Below are 17,453 nucleotides of genomic sequence, written 5' to 3'. Positions count from 1 at the left end.
GCCGGGGAAGGCGGGACGGCTCCCACGAGGCGAGGCGGCTCTCGCCGTTGGGCCGGTCCCGCTGGACATCGGAGAACACGCCGCACGGAGCGGTGACTTCGGCGAGATCGGTAACGCTCCCCCACCCCGCGTGATAAATGGAATGAACCGGCTCAGAAGAGCCGCCGCCCCCGCGAACGAGAGGCACTCCCGACTTCATGGTGGACAGTCCCATCCACGGCGCAGGCGTAACCGTCCGCACACTCTTCGCAGAGAACTCCTTCGCCCTGGACTACTACCAGCGGGAGTACACCTGGACGCGGAGCGAGGTCCGGACTCTGATCGACGACCTCGGCGAGAGGTTCCTCGCCCAGTGGCGCCCCCAGCACGAGCACGCCGAGGTCAGCCGGTACGCCCCCTACTTCCTCGGCCCCTACGTCTACCACGAGCACGAGGGCCGCACGTTTCTCGTGGACGGTCAACAGCGGATCACCACGCTCCACCTTCTGCTGATCTACCTCGCGAACCTGCTGAAGGATCAGGAGGAAAGGCTCCGCGCCCAGGAGCTGGAGAATCTCACCTACACCGCCAAACACGGCAAGCGCAGCTTCAAGGTCGGCACCGCCGAAGAGCTGACCCGCGCGCAGCTGCTCAACGCCCTCGTCGTCAATTGGAACGATCTCGGCGGTTTCCTGCTGCCCGACAACGCCCATCTCTCGGCGCGGAACCTCTACGAACGCAGCCGGGAGATCGACGAGGACTTCCCCGAGGCACTGCGCCAGGAGGCGCTGGTCTTCTTCGTCCAGTGGCTGCTCGACCGGGTCTGCCTGGTGGGCATCCAGGCGCTCAACCAGGAGAACGGCCGCGAGATCTTCGTCTCCATGAACGACCGAGGTCTGCGACCCAACCACGTGGACCTTCTCAAGGGGCACCTGTTCAGGCGGCTTGACGAGCCGTCCCGCCAGGAGTTCGGCAGGGCCTGGGCCGACATGCTCGCCCATCTCACCGCGGCGGAGCCGTACGCCCCGGAGGCGAACGTGCCCAGCGCCTACGTGCGCTCCTACCTCCTGGCGCGGCACGCCTCGTTCCAGGAGGGATCCACCGATCTGGAGAAGATCGACAAGGCCTTCCACGAGTGGGTTCTGCGCAACGAGAGCCGTCTCGGCATCGACCGCGCGGCCGGGGCCCGGGAGTTCATCAGAAGACTGACAGCCGTGGCGGAACGTTACCGAGCCGTCCTGCGCGCGCGCCTGGAGTTCAGGGCCGACCTCGCCCCCGTCTTCTTCAACGGCTACAACGGCATCGACAACCAGTTCGTGCTCCTCCTGGCGGTCATCTCCCCCGAGGATCCCGAGCGCGTGTCCTTCGAGAAGTGCTCGCTGGTCGCCGCCTTCCTCGATCTCGTCTACGTACGGCGGTGCGCCGACAACTTCCCCGTGCAGCGCCGCGACCTGGACGAGATCGTGCACCGGCTGATCCCCTCCCTGCGGCGGTGCCGTACGGTCTCGGACATCGCCTCACTCCTCGGACGCAGGGTCACCCGGCTGGAACACGACTTCCGGGAGCTTGGGTCCTTCGGGCTGCGGGCGAACAACCGGCGCTTCGTCCGCTACCTTCTCGCCAGGATGACCGCACACGTGGAGCGGGAGTGCGGCGGCGTCGGTGACGAGGGCGACTATCTGCAGGGTTGCGAGATCGAGCACATCTGGGCCAACCACCCTGGGAGATACGCGTCGATCGTCGCGAGCGAGGAGGAGTTCGGCGTCTGGCGCAACCGGCTCGGCGCGCTGCTGCTCCTGCCCAAGTCCGTCAACGCCAGCTTCGGCGACGACCCCTACGACCGCAAACTCAAGCACTACTACGCCGAGAACCGGCTCGCCGCCTCCCTGCATCCGCAGAGCCTCGAACGCAACGCCCCGTTCGTCAACTACATCAGACGGGAGGGCCTGGAGGAGATGTTCCTCCCGTGCCCGACCTTCGGTCTCGAACAGATCCAGCAACGCCAGCGCCTCTATCGGCGTCTCTGCGAGGACATCTGGAATCCCGGGCGCCTCGGCTTCGTGCTTCCCCCACCCGCACCCGCGCCCGCGCCCGGACCCACGCCTCCACCGCTCCCGCCTCCCCCTCCTCCCCGGCCCGATGTCGACCTCGCGGCCCTGGTCTGGAACGGAGCCGTCCCCGCCGGCACGACGATCTTCCGCAAGGTGCGGAACAAGACCCACCACGCCACCGTCGAGGCGGACGGGATGATCCGGCTGGCCACCGGCGAGCGCTTCGCCACCCTCATGGCCGCCGGGAACGCGCTGGCCGGGACCAAGGCCTGCAAGGGATGGATCGTCTGGCGGATGGAGCGCCACGGCGCACCGGTCCAGTTGAAGGACATCCGCGACGAGGCCCTGCGCCTGTCTTCCACCGGTTCTTGAAGAGAACGTCCACGCCCCTCGCCTGTCAGCCGTCGTCCTTCGGGCGCAGGCCTTCGAAGATGATCTTCAGGGTACGGCGGCGCAGGCCGGGGTCCCATCCGGCCTGCAGCGCCACCTGACAGGCCGCGGTGAGCAGGGCGACCACCTCGTCCGGGCGGATCTCCTGGCGTACCGCGCCGGCCCCCTGGGCGCGGGCGAGCAGCGTCCCGATCGCCTCCCGGAAGGTCTGAACGGGCTTGGCGACTCCCATGTCGACTCCGGCTCCCGCCAGCAGGTCGACGACCGTCCTCTTCGCCGCCGCCTCCTCGACCATCCGGGTGAAGAACGTGAACAGCGCCGTCCGCGGGTCACCGTGATCCGCGAGGGCGTCCGCCTCCTCGGTGAGCCGTGCCATGAAGGTTTTGACGATCGCGCCGAGCAGGTCGTTCTTGGTGGGGAAGTGCCGGAAGACGGTGCCGATCGCGACGCCCGCCCGCGCGGCGACCTCCTCGGTCGAGGCGGAGGGGCCCCGTTCGGCGAAGACGGCCTCGGCGGCGGCGAGAATGCGCTCCCGGTTGCGCCGGGCGTCGGCGCGCAGCGGTGTCGGGTCGTCGGTCGGGGTCATGGTCGGCGCTCCGTTGACAAGATGAGTGGCGACTCATTATTTTCGCCAAAGTGAGTGTCCACTCATCTTAGTGCCGTTCGCTGGAGGTAACCGCGATGACCTCAACCGCCGCCGGTCCACGCGAGGTGCTCGAGCGCCTTCACCGGGGGATGTCCGGGGAGGGCGACTTCCTCACCGACGACCTGTGGGCCGAGAACGTCGTCGTCGAGACGCCGTTCGCCCCGCCCGGCAGGCCGCGCCGCTTCGTGGGCCGCGAGCAGTTCCTCGCCTTCGCCCGCTCCGGCCGGGCCGCCCTGCCGTTCCAACTGGAGCTGGGCGAGGTCGTGGTCCACGAGACCGCCGACGCCGACGTGATCATCACCGAGTACGAGCTGTCCGGCGTAGACCCGGTCACCGGTCACCGGTCCAGCGCCCCCTTCATCGGCGTGCTGAGGGTCCGCGACGGCCAGATCGCGCACTGGCGCGAGTACCAGGACACCTTGGCGATGGCCACGGCGACCGGCCGGCTGCCCGACCTTCTGGCAGCCCTGCACTTCACCCCCTCGGACGCCTAAACCAAGTGAAAGCGCTTGTTTGCGGCTGCATGCCTCCGTCATGAGGTATGTACAAGGCGACTGACTTACCTCATGACAACGAGCCGAGCGAGAAAAAGTACGATTACTCGTCACCGATCTTCACCCCCGGCCATACCGATGCGCAGGCAGCAAGGACTTGCGGGCCTCCGGACGTCGGCCAAGCGTTAATCCCTTCACACGGGTCCGGCGGGCGATCGGCTGGGTGTTCCATCCATCGCACCTTCTCCACCGGAGCATGGGGGCCGCTCAAGCGGAGCGGTTGGTCGAACCAGGCACCTGCGCACCGGGCCACCAAGCCCGACGCGAGGGCCATCGAGGCGCAAAGACGTAAGTGTGGCCTCTCATAGAACAATCGCCGTAGAGCCAGGGTCCAAGGCTGCGTCAAAGCGAATTAAAGATCAGCGATGTTTAAAAACCCCCAGGAAGGCACCCGAGCCGGGCAGGGCGGGGATCCGAGTCCATCAGGCCGGGAAAAAGTCAAGCGAAATGTAAAGAACGATTTATAGCCAGACCTCCACGATAAATCACCACACAGAGAGCAGGTCTCTGCTTGACATCCACCCATCGAGGGAGAGAGCATAAATAGAAGTGATTTTGGGAGGCAGATCATGGCTGACCCCATCACTCGCGATGATGAAGACATCATCACTTATGCGGGGAACAAAGATACCGTCAAAAAACTGGCCGAAACCATACGCTCTCGACGCGGAATCGTACCGTTCATCGGAGCTGGATTAACCGTTCCTTACGAATATCAGGGCTGGACGGACTTCCTGAAGAACCTCGCACAAGAAGCTGACAAAGAGGGGGAAGTGTCCACTCTGATCGACAACCACGACTCTAATTCCTGTGGCTACGAAAGAGCTGCCGAGATTCTACAGCAAGCCTTGGGGTTCCGTAGGTTCGAAGACCTTGTGTACGATGCATTCTGCCCCAACAAAGCTCGTCACCCAGGAAATATAACCGCCGTAGAATACCTCCCCCCACTTTTCCATGGCCCAATGGTGACGACGAATTTCGATCACGTGATCGAAGATACATACAAGGTCTCGGGGAACCCGTTCGACCTCCTCGCGTGGGGGAATCGATCAATGATCTTCAAGCGCGCACTGTTCGAACGGTTTCACATTCTCCTGAAGATCCATGGTGACGTGCTCGACGAGTCGGACCGGGTTCTCACGGTGGCCGAATACGATCGTCAGTACAACTCTAGAGAGAACCACGACCCGAACGCTCCCAACACTCTTTACCAGCTGCTGCGCCATCTATTCTCTGGAAATTCCGTTCTTTTCATTGGCTGCTCCCTCTCGAACGACCGCGTAGTGAAGGTACTCACCGAAACCTGCAGTGATCCTCACTGCCATTTCGCGGTCGTCGAACGCCCCGCCGAGGACGAAGCCGCACGGAACCGCTCCAGGTTCCTTTCCGACCACAATATCCGCCCCATATGGCACCCACCGGGAATGTACGACCAAATCGCCGTTCTCCTTGACTACCTCATCAGAGAGACAGCCGAGCCGGGAAATCCGGTGCGGGCGTTCCTTGATGCGGACTCCGCAGAGGATTACAGCGGCCTGGTGACGACCCTCGAGAGTATGAAAAAGAGGGGCTCGAGATACCCCTTTGATCTTGATCGGCGGCTGGGAGAGGCGCACGAAGCGTGCGGCTCGGACCTACTGTTCGACAAACTGGACTTCAAAAAAGCAGTGGAGGAGTTCCGCAGGGCGAAGGAACTTCTTCCTGAATCACCCGAAGCCCACTATGGTCTTGGACTGGCACTCCTCGGCGAGGGAAACATCAAAGAGGCCGACAGTGAAATGGCAAGAGCAGCTGAGCTGGGAGCAGACGCAAGCCCCGTTTTGATCGCTCGCGCCATAATAAGCTACATCAGCCTTGATTATAGGAAGGCTGTGTCGCTCGCATCGGATGCGATAACCTCCCATGAGTACAGCACACCTCCTCCTGTCATCGGCGAGGCCGTTCCTTACGAGATCCGAGGGCTCTCCCGAATAGCACAACAACAGTACGATGCAGCACTTGACGATGCCCGTATCGCCGTGGGGTACAACCCTGAGAGCATACTGGCCGATGCTATCCCAATTCTCGAAGACACAGGCTTCAAAGGCGGGTTGAAGAAGTTCGCCTTAACTGCAATGGTGGGCTTTGGATCATTAATCACGGAACGTCTCATCAGAAACGGAGAGCTTTCAGATTTTCTACCTGTAGCAAATCGACAGTAAATCGGAATGGATGACTCAGCCTTAGAGGCGATGGCGACCGGGTAACTCCTTCACCTCCTGGCCGCCCTGCGCCCCCTGCCCCCCGAAGAACGACGCGTCTCCGAACGCTTAGCGCGGTGACCACACGTCCTCACCCTGTTCGTGGTGGTTTCCGGCGCCGGTGCCTGCGCGACGAACTCATGGACACCGGCCAGGCCGATCTCTCCGAGCACCTTTGGCTCCCCACCCACTGACCTCACGGCTTCACCCACCCGAAGAGCTCGACCTTGACCGCCCCTCCCCACCACGCCAAGCTTCGACTATGGTAAGTAGTTGATTGACTTCGCATCGTCATTAAGCGCTTTAGGGAAACCCTTCCGAAAGCCTGATGAAAGGCTCCCCCAAAGGTCCGACGCCAAAGGAAAGTGATCTCCACCCGTCTGGCTCCCCGACCGCGCTCTTCGGCTTCGAGCTGCGACGACTCCGTAGGGTCCGAGGCTGGTCCCAGCTGCAACTGGCGAAACACATCCCCTATTCCGTGGGCACGATCAGCACGATCGAGACGGCGCAGCGGGCGCCGTCGGAGGAGTTCGCCAGGTTCTGCGACGAGGCCCTAGAGGCGGAGGGGGCTCTGCTGCGCCTGTGGCCGATGGTCAGTCACTCGGCGGCGCCCATGTGGTTCAGACCCTGGCTCGACGTCGAGGCCACAGCGGACGCTCTGCGTACCTGGTAACCGTTGATGGTTCCCGGTCTCTTCCAGACAGAGGAGTACGCCAGGGTCATTCTCAGCGGTGAGCCTGGAGCAGGGCCGGAGGAGGTGGAGAAGCAGGTGGCCACTCGTTTGGAGCGCCAAAATCTGCTCACCCACGTCAACCCTCCCATGCTCTGGGTGGTCCTCGACGAGGGGATCCTTACCGCCCCATCGAGACCCCGCCGTCATGTCCGCGCGGCTTGAGCGCCTTGTCGAGCTCGCCCAGACGCCCCGAATCACCATTCAGGTCCTCCCTTTCAGCGCACGCTCCACTCCAGGTCTTCTCGGCGGATTCGTTATAGCGCAGACTCAGGGGATGGCCGACACGGCATACATCGAATCCGCCGGACTTCTGGGGAGGGTGACGGAGCGCCCGGAGGATGTCAGCGCCTTGACGTTCAGGTACGAGGGAATCCGCGCCGAGGCGGCACCGCAGCGCGAATCAGTGGAGCTGCTCAAGGAGGCGACACAGAAATGGATGAGCTGATCCGAGAGGTCGACACGGCCACCTGGCGCAAGTCCACCCTGTCTGGAAGCGATGGCGGGGATTGCGTCGAGGTCGCCACGCTGACCGGCGGACACCGAGGCGTCCGCGACAGCAAGGACACCTCCGACCCCGCCCTGATCCTCACCCCCGCCGGGTGGAACGCCTTCGTCGAAGTCATCAGGAACGGCGCATTCGGCTAGAGGACGCGCCCTCTGCCGGGCGGGAGATTCTCCCTGCCCCAACGTAACTTTGGTTTCACGCGACAGGATGACGCAGAACTAAAAGTTAACTGCAGGTGAGCGGGACGACCCCGCTCATCCCAATCGGCCGCCGACCGGCTCGACGGAGCCGGTCGGCGGGATGGACATCTCGTTCCTCTTCGAATCCTGCCGCCGGCAGAGACGACCACACCGGCGGCTCCCGATCCGTCAGAGGTCGGGGAGCCAGTTGCCGTGGAAACCCGCCGGGACGCGGCGCGGGAGCTGGACCGACGCCACGAAGTCCAGGTCGGCGGCGTCCGGGGCGAGCAGGCGCGAGCCTTTGCTCACCCCTCGGTGAGCAGGGGGTAGGCCGGTTGGGTGAGGAAATCGGCGTAGTCGTCGGACAGGACGAGCCCGCCGGCGAGTTCACGTGCCGCGCTCCAGTGGCCCGCGGCGTACGCGGCCTCGCCGAGCTCCTCGCGGATCACGGCCAGACGCTCGTCGAGAGCGCGGGTCAGCACGTGCGCGGTGACGGTGACGCCGTCGTCGAGCCGTACCGCGTTGTGGCGCCACTGCCACAGCTGCGAACGACAGATCTCGGCGGTCGCGACGTCCTCCATGAGGTTGTGGATGCCGACCGCGCCGCTGCCGCCGAGCCAGGCCGCGAGGTAGCGAAGGAGCACGTCGGCGGCGTTGTCGAGGCCCGCCCGGGTGAAACGGTCACCCGCCGAGCGCACGTCGAGAAGCTGGTCGGCGGTGATCCGCGCCCGGCGTTGCAGCCCGAGCTGGTTGGGGCGGTCCCCGAGGGTCTCGTCGAAGACCTCGCGGCAGACGGGCACCAGGTCGGGGTGGGCCACCCAGGAGCCGTCGAACCCGTCACCCGCCTCTCGCCGCTTGTCGGCGCGCACGTGGTCCAGCGTGATCCGGTTGGCCTCCGGATCACGCCGTGAGGGGATGAAGGCCGACATGCCGCCGATGGCGTGCGCCCCCCTGCGGTGGCAGGTGGCGACCAGCAGGTCGGTGTAGGCCCGCATGAGGCCCGCGGTCATGGTGACGGTGTTACGGTCGGGCAGCACGAAGGCCGCGCCCGCGTCGCGGAACGTCTTGACGATGGAGAACAGGTAGTCCCAGCGTCCGGCGTTGAGCCCGGCGGCGTGCGGACCGAGGGCGTGCAGGATCTCGTCCATCTCGAACGCGGCGGTGATCGTCTCGATCAGCACCGTGGCACGGATCGTCCCGGCGGGCAGGCCGAGGGCCGCCTGGGCGGCGAGGAAGACCTCGTTCCACAGCGCGGCCTCGCGGTGGCTTTCGAGCTTGGGCAGGTAGAAGTAAGGGCCGCTGCCCCGTTCGAGGAGGGTGTGCGCGTTGCGCAGGAAGTAGAGGCCGAAGTCGACGAGAGCGGCGACCGCGGGCTCACCGTCGATCTCCAGGTTCCGCTCGTCGAGATGCCAGCCCCGGGGACGCATCACGATCGTGGCCAGCGGGCCCTCGGGCAGCTCGTAGCGCTTTCCGTCGATCTCCTCGTCGATGTCCCTGGCGATCGCGGCCGAGAGGTTGATCTGACCGGCGATCACGTTGCTCCAGCGGGGGGCGAGGGAGTCCTCGAAGTCGGCGAGCCAGACCTTGGCCCCGGAGCGCAGCGCGTTGACGGTCATCCTGCGCTCGGCCGGGCCGGTGATCTCCACGCGGCGGTCGGCCAGGTCGGCGGGGGGAGGTGGCACGCGCCAGTCCCCTGCCCGCACACCGGCGGTCTCGGGCAGGAAGTCACACCGCCCCTCGGCGGCGATCTTCGCCCGCCGTACGGCACGCGCGGCCAGCAACTCGTTCCTGACGGGGGCGAACCTGCGGTGCAGTTCGGCGACGAACGCCAGGGCCGGGCCGGTCAGCACCTCTCCGGCACCCGCTACCGGGGGGCCGGCGACCCGGACGCCGGGCGGCGGGGTGTCAGTGGACGTGGTCATGAGACCTCCCTGTGGATCGGACGGGCGATCCCGCGCGAATTTCTGACAGGTTAGTCTAATATTTAACGCATCGGAAGGATCCACCGAGATGTCGCCCCGAAGAGCCCGTTGCGCCCGCACGACGACTCGATTTACGGTTGCGTAGAATATTCAACGTAAGACTAAGGAGCTCCATGGGCAATCGCACCCTGGCCTGTCTGGGCGGCGGCCCGGCCGGCCTGTTCCTGGCCCGGCTGTTGCGTCGGGCAGACCCGTCCTGGCAGGTGACGGTCTACGAGCGGGACGCTCCAGGCTCGACCTTCGGCTTCGGCATCGGCCTCGCGGACCGCACCGTCGCGGCGCTGGCCGAGGCCGACCTCGAAACACAGCGTCGCATCGTCGAGGCCGGAGTGGTCGGTCACGGCATCTCACTGCGTCACCACGGCGCCGACGTGCGATGGGGCCCGCGAGGCGGAACCGCCATCGCGCGCGCCGCACTGCTCGACATCCTGCGCGAGCAGGCCCTCGCGGTGGGAGTCACCCTCGAACACGGCACCACCGTCGAACTCGGCGAGGTCGACGCCGACGTGATCGTGGCCGCCGACGGCGCGAACAGCGCCACCCGGACCGCGCTCGGCCCCGAGTTCGGGGTGACCGACGGGCTCGGCCGCGCCAAGTACATCTGGCTGGGCGCCGAACTCGGACTGGCCGGGATGACCTTCAGCTTCGCCGCCGACGAGCACGGCGCGTGGGCCGCGCACGCCTACCCGTACGCGCCGGGCATGGCGACCTTCCTCGTCGAAACCGACGAGGACACCTGGCGCCGCGCCGGGCTCGACCGGCCCGACGCGCCCCTTGGTTCCGACGGCACCGACCTGCGCAGCAAGCGGTACCTGGAGCGGCTGTTCGCCGCCGACCTCGAAGGCCGCCCACTGCTCGGCAACAGGTCACGCTGGGCGAACTTCCGCAACGTCGACTGCGCGCGCTGGAGCGCGGGCAACGTCGTCCTCGTCGGCGACGCGGCCCACACCGCCCACTTCTCCGTCGGCTCGGGCACCACCCTGGCCATGGAGGACGCGGTCGTGCTCGCCCGCTGCCTGGTCGCCGAACCCGACCCCGGTACGGCTTTCGCACGTTACGAGGCCGAACGCCGCCCCGCCGTCGAACACCTTCAGGCACGGGCCAGAGCCAGCCAGATCTGGTGGGAGACCTTCGGGCAGCGCATGAACCGCGCCCCCAGCCAGCTCGCCTTCCAGTGGCTGACCCGGACCGGGGCCCTGTCCTACGACCGGCTGCGCGCCGCCGATCCCCGCCTCGCCCGCGACGTCGAACGCTGGTTCACCGACGCGACCGCCGCCGAGGTCGACCTTCCCCTCAACGCGGGGGCCGACCCCCTGTGCACCCCGGTACGGATCGCCGACCGTACGCTGCCCACCCGCGTCGTCGTCACCCGGCCTCTCGCCCCCGCGGGCTCGGCGGCCCGCCACGAACGCGATCTCACCCTCTTCGGCGGCCTCGCCCTGGCCGGCGCCGGGCTCGTCGTCGCCGACCTGGCCTCCGTCTCGGCCGACACCCTCGACTGGACCGCCCTTTCCGGACTCGCCGACTTCGTCACCACCTACACCGAGGCGCTCGCCGGAGTGCGGCTTCCCGTCGACACCACCCTGGCCAAGGCCGCCGCCGAGGCTGGTTTCGGCTATGTCGAGTACACCTGCCCGGTCATGTCCGAGGCTTCGGACGAGCCCTCGGACGAGCCCTCGGACCAGGCCTCGGACCAGGCCTCGGACCAGGCCTCACCGGCGGACCTGGCCGCCGTGATCCAGGCCACCGCCACCCCGCTGCGCGGTGTCGCTCTCACCGTGCGCTCCGGAACCTTCCCGGCCGTCGTCGCCCGGGCCCGGGAGCTGAAGGCCGCCGGAGCGAACCTCGTGCGTCTCCTCCACGCGCCGGAGCAGCCCAGGACCCCCGCCTCCGAACTGGCTCTGGCCGCGCTGGCCGAAGAGATCCGGGCACTGGCCTCGGTGGCCACCCTCGTGGGCGACGGATCCGCCCGTACCGAACATCTCCGCACCGCCGTGGTGGCGGGCCAGGCGGACCTGGCCGAGTGCTGGCCCGTCACCTCGGCCGCCTCGGGTCGCGGACCGGCTTGACGTCCCGGGCTTCCCATGGCGGGGGTGAGACGGCCCGGCGTCCGTAGGCGGGTGGTGGGATCGGCGGATCCCACCACCCGCGGGGCCGGGTCCCCTACCCGCGGATGCTGAGGGCGAGCAGTTCCATCACGTGCATGACCCGCACCTCGGAGCCGGAGTCGCGCAGGGCCTGGCGGATCTGCATGGCGCAGCCGGGGTTGGCGGTGGCGAGGACCTCCGCGCCGGTTTCCCGTACGTGTTCCGCCTTTCGGTGGCCGAGGCGGGAGGCGGTGCCGGGCTGCAGGAGGTTGTAGATCCCGGCGGACCCGCAGCAGACTCCGGGCTCGGCGACCTCACGAAGGTCAAGGCCGGGGATGCCGCTCAGCAGGGCACGGGGCTGGGCGATGACGCCCTGGCCGTTCCTGAGATGGCAGGCGTCCTGGTAGGCGACGCTGAGTCCCACGGGGACGCGGGCGGCCCGCGGGCCGATCTCGACGAGCCATTCGGCGGCGTCGCGGACCTTGGCCGCGAAGCGGGTGGCCCGCGCCGCCCAGGCGGGATCGTCGGCCAGCAGGTGACCGTACTCCTTGATGGCCGCGCCGCAGCCGGCCGCGTTGACGACGACGACGTCGACCCCCGCGCTCTCGAAGGTCCCGATCAGGTCGCGGGCGAAGCGGCGGGCCTCCTCAAGGCGTCCGGCGTGGGCGCTGAGGGCCCCGCAGCATCCCTGGGCGGCGGGGGTGCGCACCTCACAGCCCTCGGCTGCCAGCACCTCTGCCGTGGCCTGGTTCACACCGGGGAAGAAGACGCGCTGGACGCACCCGGCGACCAGGCCGACGACGGCGCGCCGGGGCTGCGCCGCGGGCACGGTCTCGGCGACGGGGGTCCAGGTGAGACCGGTCACCTCGGGGGCGAGAGCGGCCATCTCACGTACGGCCGCGGGCAGGAACCGGGAGACGAGCCCTGAGAGACGACGCTGGTACAGCCACAGCAGCGGGCGGACCAGGCGGAGCCTTCGCGGATGCGGGAACAGCGCGAACACGAGGGCACGCTGTGCCCGTTCCCGCCACGGACGGGGATGTTCCTCCTCCACCCGTTCCCGCGCGTGCTCGATCAGCCTGTCGTACCGTACGCCCGACGGGCAGGCGGGCAGGCAGGCGAGACAGCCGAGGCAGTTGTCCAGGTGCCCGGCCTGAACGGGCGAGACGGTGCCCGAGTCGAGGATCTGGCCGATGAGCTGGATACGGCCCCGGGGGGAGTCGGGTTCCGCGGAGTCAAGGATGTAGGTCGGGCAGGCGGGCAGGCAGAAGCCGCAGTGCACGCAGTCGGCCAGCCATCCGCTCGGGTCACCGCCTCCGGAGGCCGCCGCGTGCGCCGCGCCCGGCGCGGGCACGGACGGCGAGCGCGGCGGGTGTTCCGCGGACGCCTCCCCGGGCTGGCAACCGGGCGGGAACGGCGTTGGATCCCCGGGCTGGGAACCGGATGGGAACGGCGTTGGATCCCCGGGCTGGGAACCGGATGGGAACGGCGTTGGATCCCCGGGCTGGGAACCGGGTGGGAACGGCGTTGGCGACGAGGTCACAGTCCCTCCAGAAATCGGTGCCTGTTGAGCCGGTGCCGGGGGTCGAACCGGTCCTTGACCGCGCGCATCAGGGCCACGGCGTCCGGCGGCGAGCCCCAGGGGTCGGCGGGCAGACGCGCCGCCCCCGGGCCGGTGTCCACGACCACGCTGCCCCCGTACGGCGCGGCCAGGTCTCGGACCTCCTTCAGCGCCTCCTCCCAGCCCGAGGAGGGGCCTGCCGGGAGGGACACAGGAAGAGACAGGGTGGCGACGCCGACGCCGACGGCCGCTTCGGTCCACACCGCCTCGGGGAGGCGGGCACAGCGGGCCACGGTGTGGCGTACGAGGTCGGCCAGGCGCGAGAGCGGGGCGGCGAGCCGGAGCCTGGCGGACGTGTCCGCGGTCGCCGGGGGAACCGGGCGGGTGTGGGCCGCGTGGCTTCGCGGGGCGCCGGTGGCGAAGGGAGCCGCCAGCGCGCGGGCCTGGCCGAGGATGTCCTCGACCGCGGCCGGTGTCCCCTCGAAGAGCAGCCACAGCTCCCCTCCGCCTTCGCCGGGGCCGTACCACTGCGCGGCGGCCGGTTCGAGCGCGGCCTCGTCGACCGTCCTGGCCAGGTCGACGGCGGCGGGCAGGCCGCAGGGGACGGCCAGCCAGCGGTGAGCGGGCGGCAGCGGGGCGACCCGGAAGGCGAGTTCCGCCAGGACGCCGAGGGTGCCGAGGCTCCCGGTGTAGAGCTTGCCCAGGTCGTATCCGGCCACGTTCTTGACGACGTTGCCGCCCGCGCGCGCGACGCGGCCGTCGGCGAGGACGGCGGTGACCCCGAGGAGCTGGTCGCGTACGGTGCCGTGCCGCAGCCGGAGGGGGCCGTAGGCACCGGTGGCGACGACGCCGCCGAGGGTGCCCCGGTCGTGCTCGGGGTCGAGGGCGAGTCGCTGGCGGTGCTCGGCGAGTGTCCGCTGGAGACGGGCGAGGGGCATCCCCGCCTGGGCCCGCACCACGAGCTCTCCCGGGTCGTAGGAGAGCAGGGCGTCCAGGCGGCCGGTGTCGATCACGACGTCGGCGGCCGTCCACGGTTCGCCGGGCGCGACCGAGGTGCGGGCGCCGACGACGGCCACGGTGAAGTCCCCGGCGTGGCCGAGGACGGCGGCGAGGGCCTGAACGGTCGTGGGCAGGACGGTCGGCGGGTCGCCGGGGACGACCGCCACATCGGGGAGGGCGTGCAGGTCACGCCGGACCGCGTCGGTGAGGGGCATCAGTACAGCTCCGCCAGGCCCGCGTCTTGGAGCGGATGGGCGCCGCGGCGGGGGCCTGGGGGTTCGCCGCACAGCCGCGGGGTGGGAAAGAGTTTGCCGGGGTTGGCGAGCGCGGCCGGGTCGAAGGCGCAGCGGAGGAACTGCATGACGTCGAGGTCGTCGCGGGAGAACTGGTGGGCCAGGTAGGCCATCTTCTCCACCCCGACGCCGTGTTCGCCCGTGATGGAGCCGCCGAGGTCGAGACAGACGCCGAGGATCCGGCCGGCCAGGCGCTCCGCGGCCTCGGCCGCGCCGGGGACCGCGGCGTCGAAGAGGACCAGGGGGTGCAGGTTGCCGTCGCCCGCGTGGAAGACGTTGGCGACGCGCAGCCCGGCCCGCTCCGCGAGGGCGCCGATGCGCAGGAGCGCCTCGGGAAGCACGGTGCGGGGCACGACGCCGTCCTGGACGTAGTAGTCGGGACTGATCCGGCCGACCGCGGCGAAGGCCGATTTACGGCCGCGCCACAGGGCGGCCCGTTCGCTCTCGTCACGGGCCCGGCGCAGGTCGAAGGCGCCGTGCCGGCGGCACAGCTCCTCGACCTCGGCCAGGGCGCCGGCGACCTCGGCCCGCGGGCCGTCGAGCTCGACGAGCAGGACCGCTCCGGCGCCGGGCGGGTACCCGCAGCCGACCGCGGCCTCGGCCGCCTCGACGGCGAGGGCGTCCATGAGTTCGGCGGCGGCGGGCACGACGCCCGCGGCGACGATGGCGGAGACGGTCGCGGCGGCCGGCTCGACGCCGGGGAACCCGGCCAGGAGGGTCTCCACGGCCAGGGGAGCCCGGGTGAGCCGTACGGTGATCTCCGTGGCGATCCCGAGGGTGCCCTCGGCTCCGACGAAGACGCCGAGCAGGTCGTATCCGACGGGGTCGGGGGCCTGGCTTCCGAGTTCGACGACCTCCCCTGTGGGGAGCACGACGGTGGCGGCCAGGACGTGGTTCACGGTGAAACCGTGTTTGAGGCAGTGGGCTCCGCCGGAGTTCTCCGCGACGTTGCCGCCGATCGTGCACACGGTCTGGCTTGAGGGGTCGGGCGCGAAGTAGAGGCCGTACGGCCTGGCGGCGGCGCTGATCTCGGTGTTGACCACTCCCGGCTGGACGACGGCGACCTTGTCGGCCGGGTCGACGCGCAGGATGCGCCGCATGCGGGTCAGCGCGATGACGACCCCGTCCGCGACCGGCAGCGCACCGCCGGACAGACCGGTGCCCGCGCCGCGCGCCACGAACGGGACCCCCGCCTCGGCGCAGGCCAGTACGGCCGCGCGCACCTGGGCGGTGGTCTCGGGCAGCACGACCAGGCCGGGCGTGACCCGCAGGTGGCTCAGCCCGTCGCAGTCGTAGGTGCGCAGCCTGGCGGGGTCGGTGAGGATCGCCTCCGCGGGGAGCACACCGGTCAGGGCGCGGGCGACGGCGCGGGCCCCGGCCGTCTGGCCGGCCTCCCGAGGGCGCGGGCCGCCCCCGGAACCCGCGGCCCCGGAACCCGCGGCCCCGGACGCGGGTTCCCCACCGCGGGCGCCGGGGCCGGGGACTCGCCCCGCGGGGACGGTCACCCGCACCCCGCGAGGAGGGCCCCGGCCTCCGGCACGACCGGGGCCAGTCCGAGGGAGGTGAGCAGCGCGTGCGCGGTGGCGGTCGCGGCGCTGAGCACCGGGATGCCGACCTCGTCCTCGACTCGCTGGATCACCTGGAGCGAAGGCATCTGCACGCAGGCGGACAGCACCAGCGCGTCGCACCCGGAGAGGTCGAGCCTGCGGTAGTGGTCGAGCAGGCTCGCCGGGTCGAGGCAGCCGACGGCGAGGTTGTCCGCGACGCCCAGGCTGAGGGCGTCTCGCACCGTGACGCCGTGACCTTCGAGGTAGCCGCGTACCAGGTCGGTCAGTTCCGGCAGGTACGGCGTGACCATGGCGACGGTGCGCGCGCCGAGCACGTCGAGCCCGGCGAGCAGGGCCCCGGCGCTGGAGACGACCGGGGCGGGCCCGCCCGCGTCGGCGGCGACCCCGGTCAGGCGCCTCTCCGCGGCGTCGTGGTAGCCGGGGCCCGCGGCCATGATGGCGACCAGGCAGGCGTAGGCGTAGACGTCGCAGCGGGCGTCGGCCAGTTCGGTGACGCAGCGGTCGGCCTCGGCGTCCATGCGGCGCAGTTCCTCGGCGGTGACGCGGCGCATGCGCATCCGGCTGCCGTGCACGGTGAACACGTCCTCGGGGTGGAGGGCCGTCCTGCGCCGCAGGAGCTCGGGGATCTCCGTCTCCATGGTGATGTTGGAGCTGGGCACGATCAGGCCCACCCGGTGGGCGCTCACCGGCTCCCCTCCGGCCTGCGGTACAGGAACCAGAGCCGCGGGCCGCCGTCGGGGAGTTCCGCCTCCGCGACGACGTCGAATCCGGCTCTGCGGTAGAAGCGCACGTTGGCCTCGGTCGCGGTCTCGGTGAAGGCGGGAACCCCCTCGGCGTCGCACCGGCTGAGCACCGGTTCGAGAACCCGGCTGCCGAGGCCCCGGTTCTGCCAGTCGGGGTGGGTGCCCATGGAGGCGAGGTACCAGTGCGGTTCGGCGGGCCGCATCGGGTCGACGATCTCCGCCGCGGCCATGGCGGCGGGCAGCCGGTCGCCCATCAGTTCCACGATCGTCGCCCCGTGGCGTTCCTGGAACGCCTCGTCGGGACCGACGACACCGGGCGGGAGCCAGGAGGCGACGGCGGCGCAGTCGTCGGTGACCCAGACCCCGCCGAGGCTCGCGGAGAACTCGGCGACGAAAAGGGTGTAGAGCCCGCGCAGCCGCTCGTGCCGGTCCTCGGCCTGGACGGTCCACAGGGTGTAGGGGTAGTCGGCGAAGGCCCTGGCCATGGTGAGGGCCGTCTGGGCGGTGTCGCCGGGCTGGAAGGGACGTACGGTGCTCATGCGGATCTCCGGAAGACGGGCAGGGGCGGGGCATCGGTTCGGGGCATCCAGGCCACCTCGACGGCGTCGCCGATCTCACAGGTGGGGCCTGGCTCGCCGTCGTCGCCGACGACGAGGGTGGTCATCCGGGGGCCCTCCGCGAGGGCGACGACGGCCACGGTGTACGGCGGGACCAGCTCGGGCCGCACCTTGACCCGGACCTCGGTGCGCGAGTAGATCACGCCGGTGCCGCTCGCGGGCGTCCAGCTCAGCCCGTCGTGGTCGCAGGCCAGGCAGAACGGCCTGGGATAGAACTGGTGGGCGCCGCAGGAGTCGCACCGCTGCAGCAGCAGCTCCTGTCCCGCCGCCGCCCAGAAGGGGGCGGTGACGGCGTCGCCGTACGCCTCGGTCATGGGGCTCTTCCG

Annotated in this window: 15 protein-coding genes and 1 pseudogene; 7 read left to right on the top strand and 9 right to left on the bottom strand. The window is 69.4% G+C overall.

Annotated elements, in window-relative coordinates; all coding sequences use genetic code 11:
• Window positions 1–197 precede the first annotated feature (197 nt).
• Window positions 198–2,402: a GmrSD restriction endonuclease domain-containing protein gene (locus PKF00_RS14755; protein ID WP_271218060.1), complete on the top strand. Its 2,205-nt coding sequence runs from the start codon at window positions 198–200 to the stop codon at window positions 2,400–2,402.
• 25 nt (window positions 2,403–2,427) lie between these two features.
• On the opposite strand, the gene PKF00_RS14750 is transcribed toward PKF00_RS14755, so the two are convergent.
• Window positions 2,428–3,006, bottom strand: a complete 579-nt coding sequence (locus PKF00_RS14750) for a TetR/AcrR family transcriptional regulator (RefSeq protein ID WP_271218059.1) — start codon at window positions 3,004–3,006, stop codon at window positions 2,428–2,430.
• A 95-nt stretch (window positions 3,007–3,101) separates the two neighbouring features.
• Between PKF00_RS14750 and PKF00_RS14745 the strand changes: the two genes are divergently transcribed.
• The 5 genes and pseudogenes from PKF00_RS14745 to PKF00_RS14725 all read left to right on the top strand — a co-directional run bounded on the left by PKF00_RS14745 (window position 3,102) and on the right by PKF00_RS14725 (window position 7,238).
• Entirely contained in the window at window positions 3,102–3,560 is a 459-nt protein-coding gene (locus PKF00_RS14745; RefSeq protein ID WP_271218058.1) for a nuclear transport factor 2 family protein, read from the top strand.
• A gap of 629 nt (window positions 3,561–4,189) precedes the next feature.
• Window positions 4,190–5,821 carry an SIR2 family protein gene (locus PKF00_RS14740; protein ID WP_271218057.1) on the top strand — a complete coding sequence of 544 codons (1,632 nt, stop codon included), beginning with the start codon at window positions 4,190–4,192 and terminating at the stop codon, window positions 5,819–5,821.
• Window positions 5,822–6,188: 367 nt separating this feature from the next.
• Window positions 6,189–6,533 carry a helix-turn-helix domain-containing protein gene (locus PKF00_RS14735; RefSeq protein ID WP_271218056.1) on the top strand — a complete coding sequence of 115 codons (345 nt, stop codon included), beginning with the start codon at window positions 6,189–6,191 and terminating at the stop codon, window positions 6,531–6,533.
• A gap of 6 nt (window positions 6,534–6,539) precedes the next feature.
• Window positions 6,540–7,038 (top strand): annotated as a pseudogene (locus PKF00_RS14730) (DUF5753 domain-containing protein).
• Window positions 7,026–7,238, top strand: a complete 213-nt coding sequence (locus PKF00_RS14725) for a DUF397 domain-containing protein (protein ID WP_271218054.1) — start codon at window positions 7,026–7,028, stop codon at window positions 7,236–7,238. Before PKF00_RS14730 ends, PKF00_RS14725 begins: the two are co-directional and overlap by 13 nt.
• 228 nt (window positions 7,239–7,466) lie before the next feature.
• Here PKF00_RS14725 and PKF00_RS14720 read toward each other — a convergent pair whose 3' ends face one another.
• Both PKF00_RS14720 and aceB read right to left on the bottom strand, forming a co-directional pair.
• Window positions 7,467–7,586: a carotenoid oxygenase family protein gene (locus tag PKF00_RS14720; RefSeq protein ID WP_271218053.1), complete on the bottom strand. Its 120-nt coding sequence runs from the start codon at window positions 7,584–7,586 to the stop codon at window positions 7,467–7,469.
• Window positions 7,583–9,199 (bottom strand): malate synthase A, encoded by a 1,617-nt coding sequence (aceB, locus tag PKF00_RS14715; protein ID WP_271218052.1) that lies wholly within the window; start codon window positions 9,197–9,199, stop codon window positions 7,583–7,585. The genes PKF00_RS14720 and aceB overlap by 4 nt, the downstream gene beginning before the upstream one ends.
• Before the next feature lie 173 nt (window positions 9,200–9,372).
• On the opposite strand from aceB, the gene PKF00_RS14710 reads away from it, so the two are divergent.
• Complete coding sequence (locus tag PKF00_RS14710; RefSeq protein ID WP_271218051.1) at window positions 9,373–11,328, top strand: FAD-dependent monooxygenase; 1,956 nt, start codon at window positions 9,373–9,375, stop codon at window positions 11,326–11,328.
• Window positions 11,329–11,422: 94 nt separating this feature from the next.
• Here PKF00_RS14710 and PKF00_RS14705 read toward each other — a convergent pair whose 3' ends face one another.
• The 6 genes from PKF00_RS14705 to PKF00_RS14680 all read right to left on the bottom strand — a co-directional run bounded on the left by PKF00_RS14705 (window position 11,423) and on the right by PKF00_RS14680 (window position 17,441).
• The gene (locus PKF00_RS14705; protein ID WP_271218050.1) at window positions 11,423–12,700 is read right to left on the bottom strand and encodes a (Fe-S)-binding protein; all 1,278 of its coding nucleotides are present in this window, start codon (window positions 12,698–12,700) and stop codon (window positions 11,423–11,425) included.
• A gap of 185 nt (window positions 12,701–12,885) precedes the next feature.
• Complete coding sequence (locus PKF00_RS14700; RefSeq protein WP_271218049.1) at window positions 12,886–14,121, bottom strand: FAD-binding oxidoreductase; 1,236 nt, start codon at window positions 14,119–14,121, stop codon at window positions 12,886–12,888.
• Window positions 14,121–15,542: an FAD-linked oxidase C-terminal domain-containing protein gene (locus PKF00_RS14695; RefSeq protein WP_271218151.1), complete on the bottom strand. Its 1,422-nt coding sequence runs from the start codon at window positions 15,540–15,542 to the stop codon at window positions 14,121–14,123. The genes PKF00_RS14700 and PKF00_RS14695 overlap by 1 nt, the downstream gene beginning before the upstream one ends.
• 158 nt (window positions 15,543–15,700) lie before the next feature.
• Window positions 15,701–16,453, bottom strand: coding sequence for a maleate cis-trans isomerase family protein (locus tag PKF00_RS14690; RefSeq protein WP_271218048.1), 753 nt, complete (start codon window positions 16,451–16,453; stop codon window positions 15,701–15,703).
• Window positions 16,450–17,049 carry a GNAT family N-acetyltransferase gene (locus PKF00_RS14685; RefSeq protein WP_271218047.1) on the bottom strand — a complete coding sequence of 200 codons (600 nt, stop codon included), beginning with the start codon at window positions 17,047–17,049 and terminating at the stop codon, window positions 16,450–16,452. The genes PKF00_RS14690 and PKF00_RS14685 overlap by 4 nt, the downstream gene beginning before the upstream one ends.
• On the bottom strand, window positions 17,046–17,441 hold the full coding sequence (locus tag PKF00_RS14680; RefSeq protein WP_271218046.1) for a Zn-ribbon domain-containing OB-fold protein: 396 nt from the start codon (window positions 17,439–17,441) through the stop codon (window positions 17,046–17,048). The genes PKF00_RS14685 and PKF00_RS14680 overlap by 4 nt, the downstream gene beginning before the upstream one ends.
• Window positions 17,442–17,453 lie beyond the last annotated feature (12 nt).

It is taken from the genome of Streptosporangium carneum (genome assembly GCF_027922005.1).
GTDB classification, from domain to species: Bacteria; Actinomycetota; Actinomycetes; order Streptosporangiales; family Streptosporangiaceae; genus Streptosporangium; species Streptosporangium carneum.
The sequence above is the reverse complement of the archived record's forward strand: the minus strand, read 5'-3'. Positions and strand labels throughout refer to the sequence as shown.

Excerpts from the sequence above, each read along its gene's own strand:
- PKF00_RS14755 (WP_271218060.1), top strand. The coding sequence starts at position 198 with ATGGTGGACAGTCCCATCCACGGCGCAGGCGTAACCGTCCGCACACTC.
- PKF00_RS14750 (WP_271218059.1), bottom strand. The coding sequence starts at position 3,006 with ATGACCCCGACCGACGACCCGACACCGCTGCGCGCCGACGCCCGGCGC.
- PKF00_RS14745 (WP_271218058.1), top strand. The coding sequence starts at position 3,102 with ATGACCTCAACCGCCGCCGGTCCACGCGAGGTGCTCGAGCGCCTTCAC.
- PKF00_RS14740 (WP_271218057.1), top strand. The coding sequence starts at position 4,190 with ATGGCTGACCCCATCACTCGCGATGATGAAGACATCATCACTTATGCG.
- PKF00_RS14735 (WP_271218056.1), top strand. The coding sequence starts at position 6,189 with ATGAAAGGCTCCCCCAAAGGTCCGACGCCAAAGGAAAGTGATCTCCAC.
- PKF00_RS14725 (WP_271218054.1), top strand. The coding sequence starts at position 7,026 with ATGGATGAGCTGATCCGAGAGGTCGACACGGCCACCTGGCGCAAGTCC.
- aceB (WP_271218052.1), bottom strand. The coding sequence starts at position 9,199 with ATGACCACGTCCACTGACACCCCGCCGCCCGGCGTCCGGGTCGCCGGC.
- PKF00_RS14710 (WP_271218051.1), top strand. The coding sequence starts at position 9,373 with ATGGGCAATCGCACCCTGGCCTGTCTGGGCGGCGGCCCGGCCGGCCTG.
- PKF00_RS14700 (WP_271218049.1), bottom strand. The coding sequence starts at position 14,121 with ATGCCCCTCACCGACGCGGTCCGGCGTGACCTGCACGCCCTCCCCGAT.
- PKF00_RS14685 (WP_271218047.1), bottom strand. The coding sequence starts at position 17,049 with ATGAGCACCGTACGTCCCTTCCAGCCCGGCGACACCGCCCAGACGGCC.
- PKF00_RS14680 (WP_271218046.1), bottom strand. The coding sequence starts at position 17,441 with ATGACCGAGGCGTACGGCGACGCCGTCACCGCCCCCTTCTGGGCGGCG.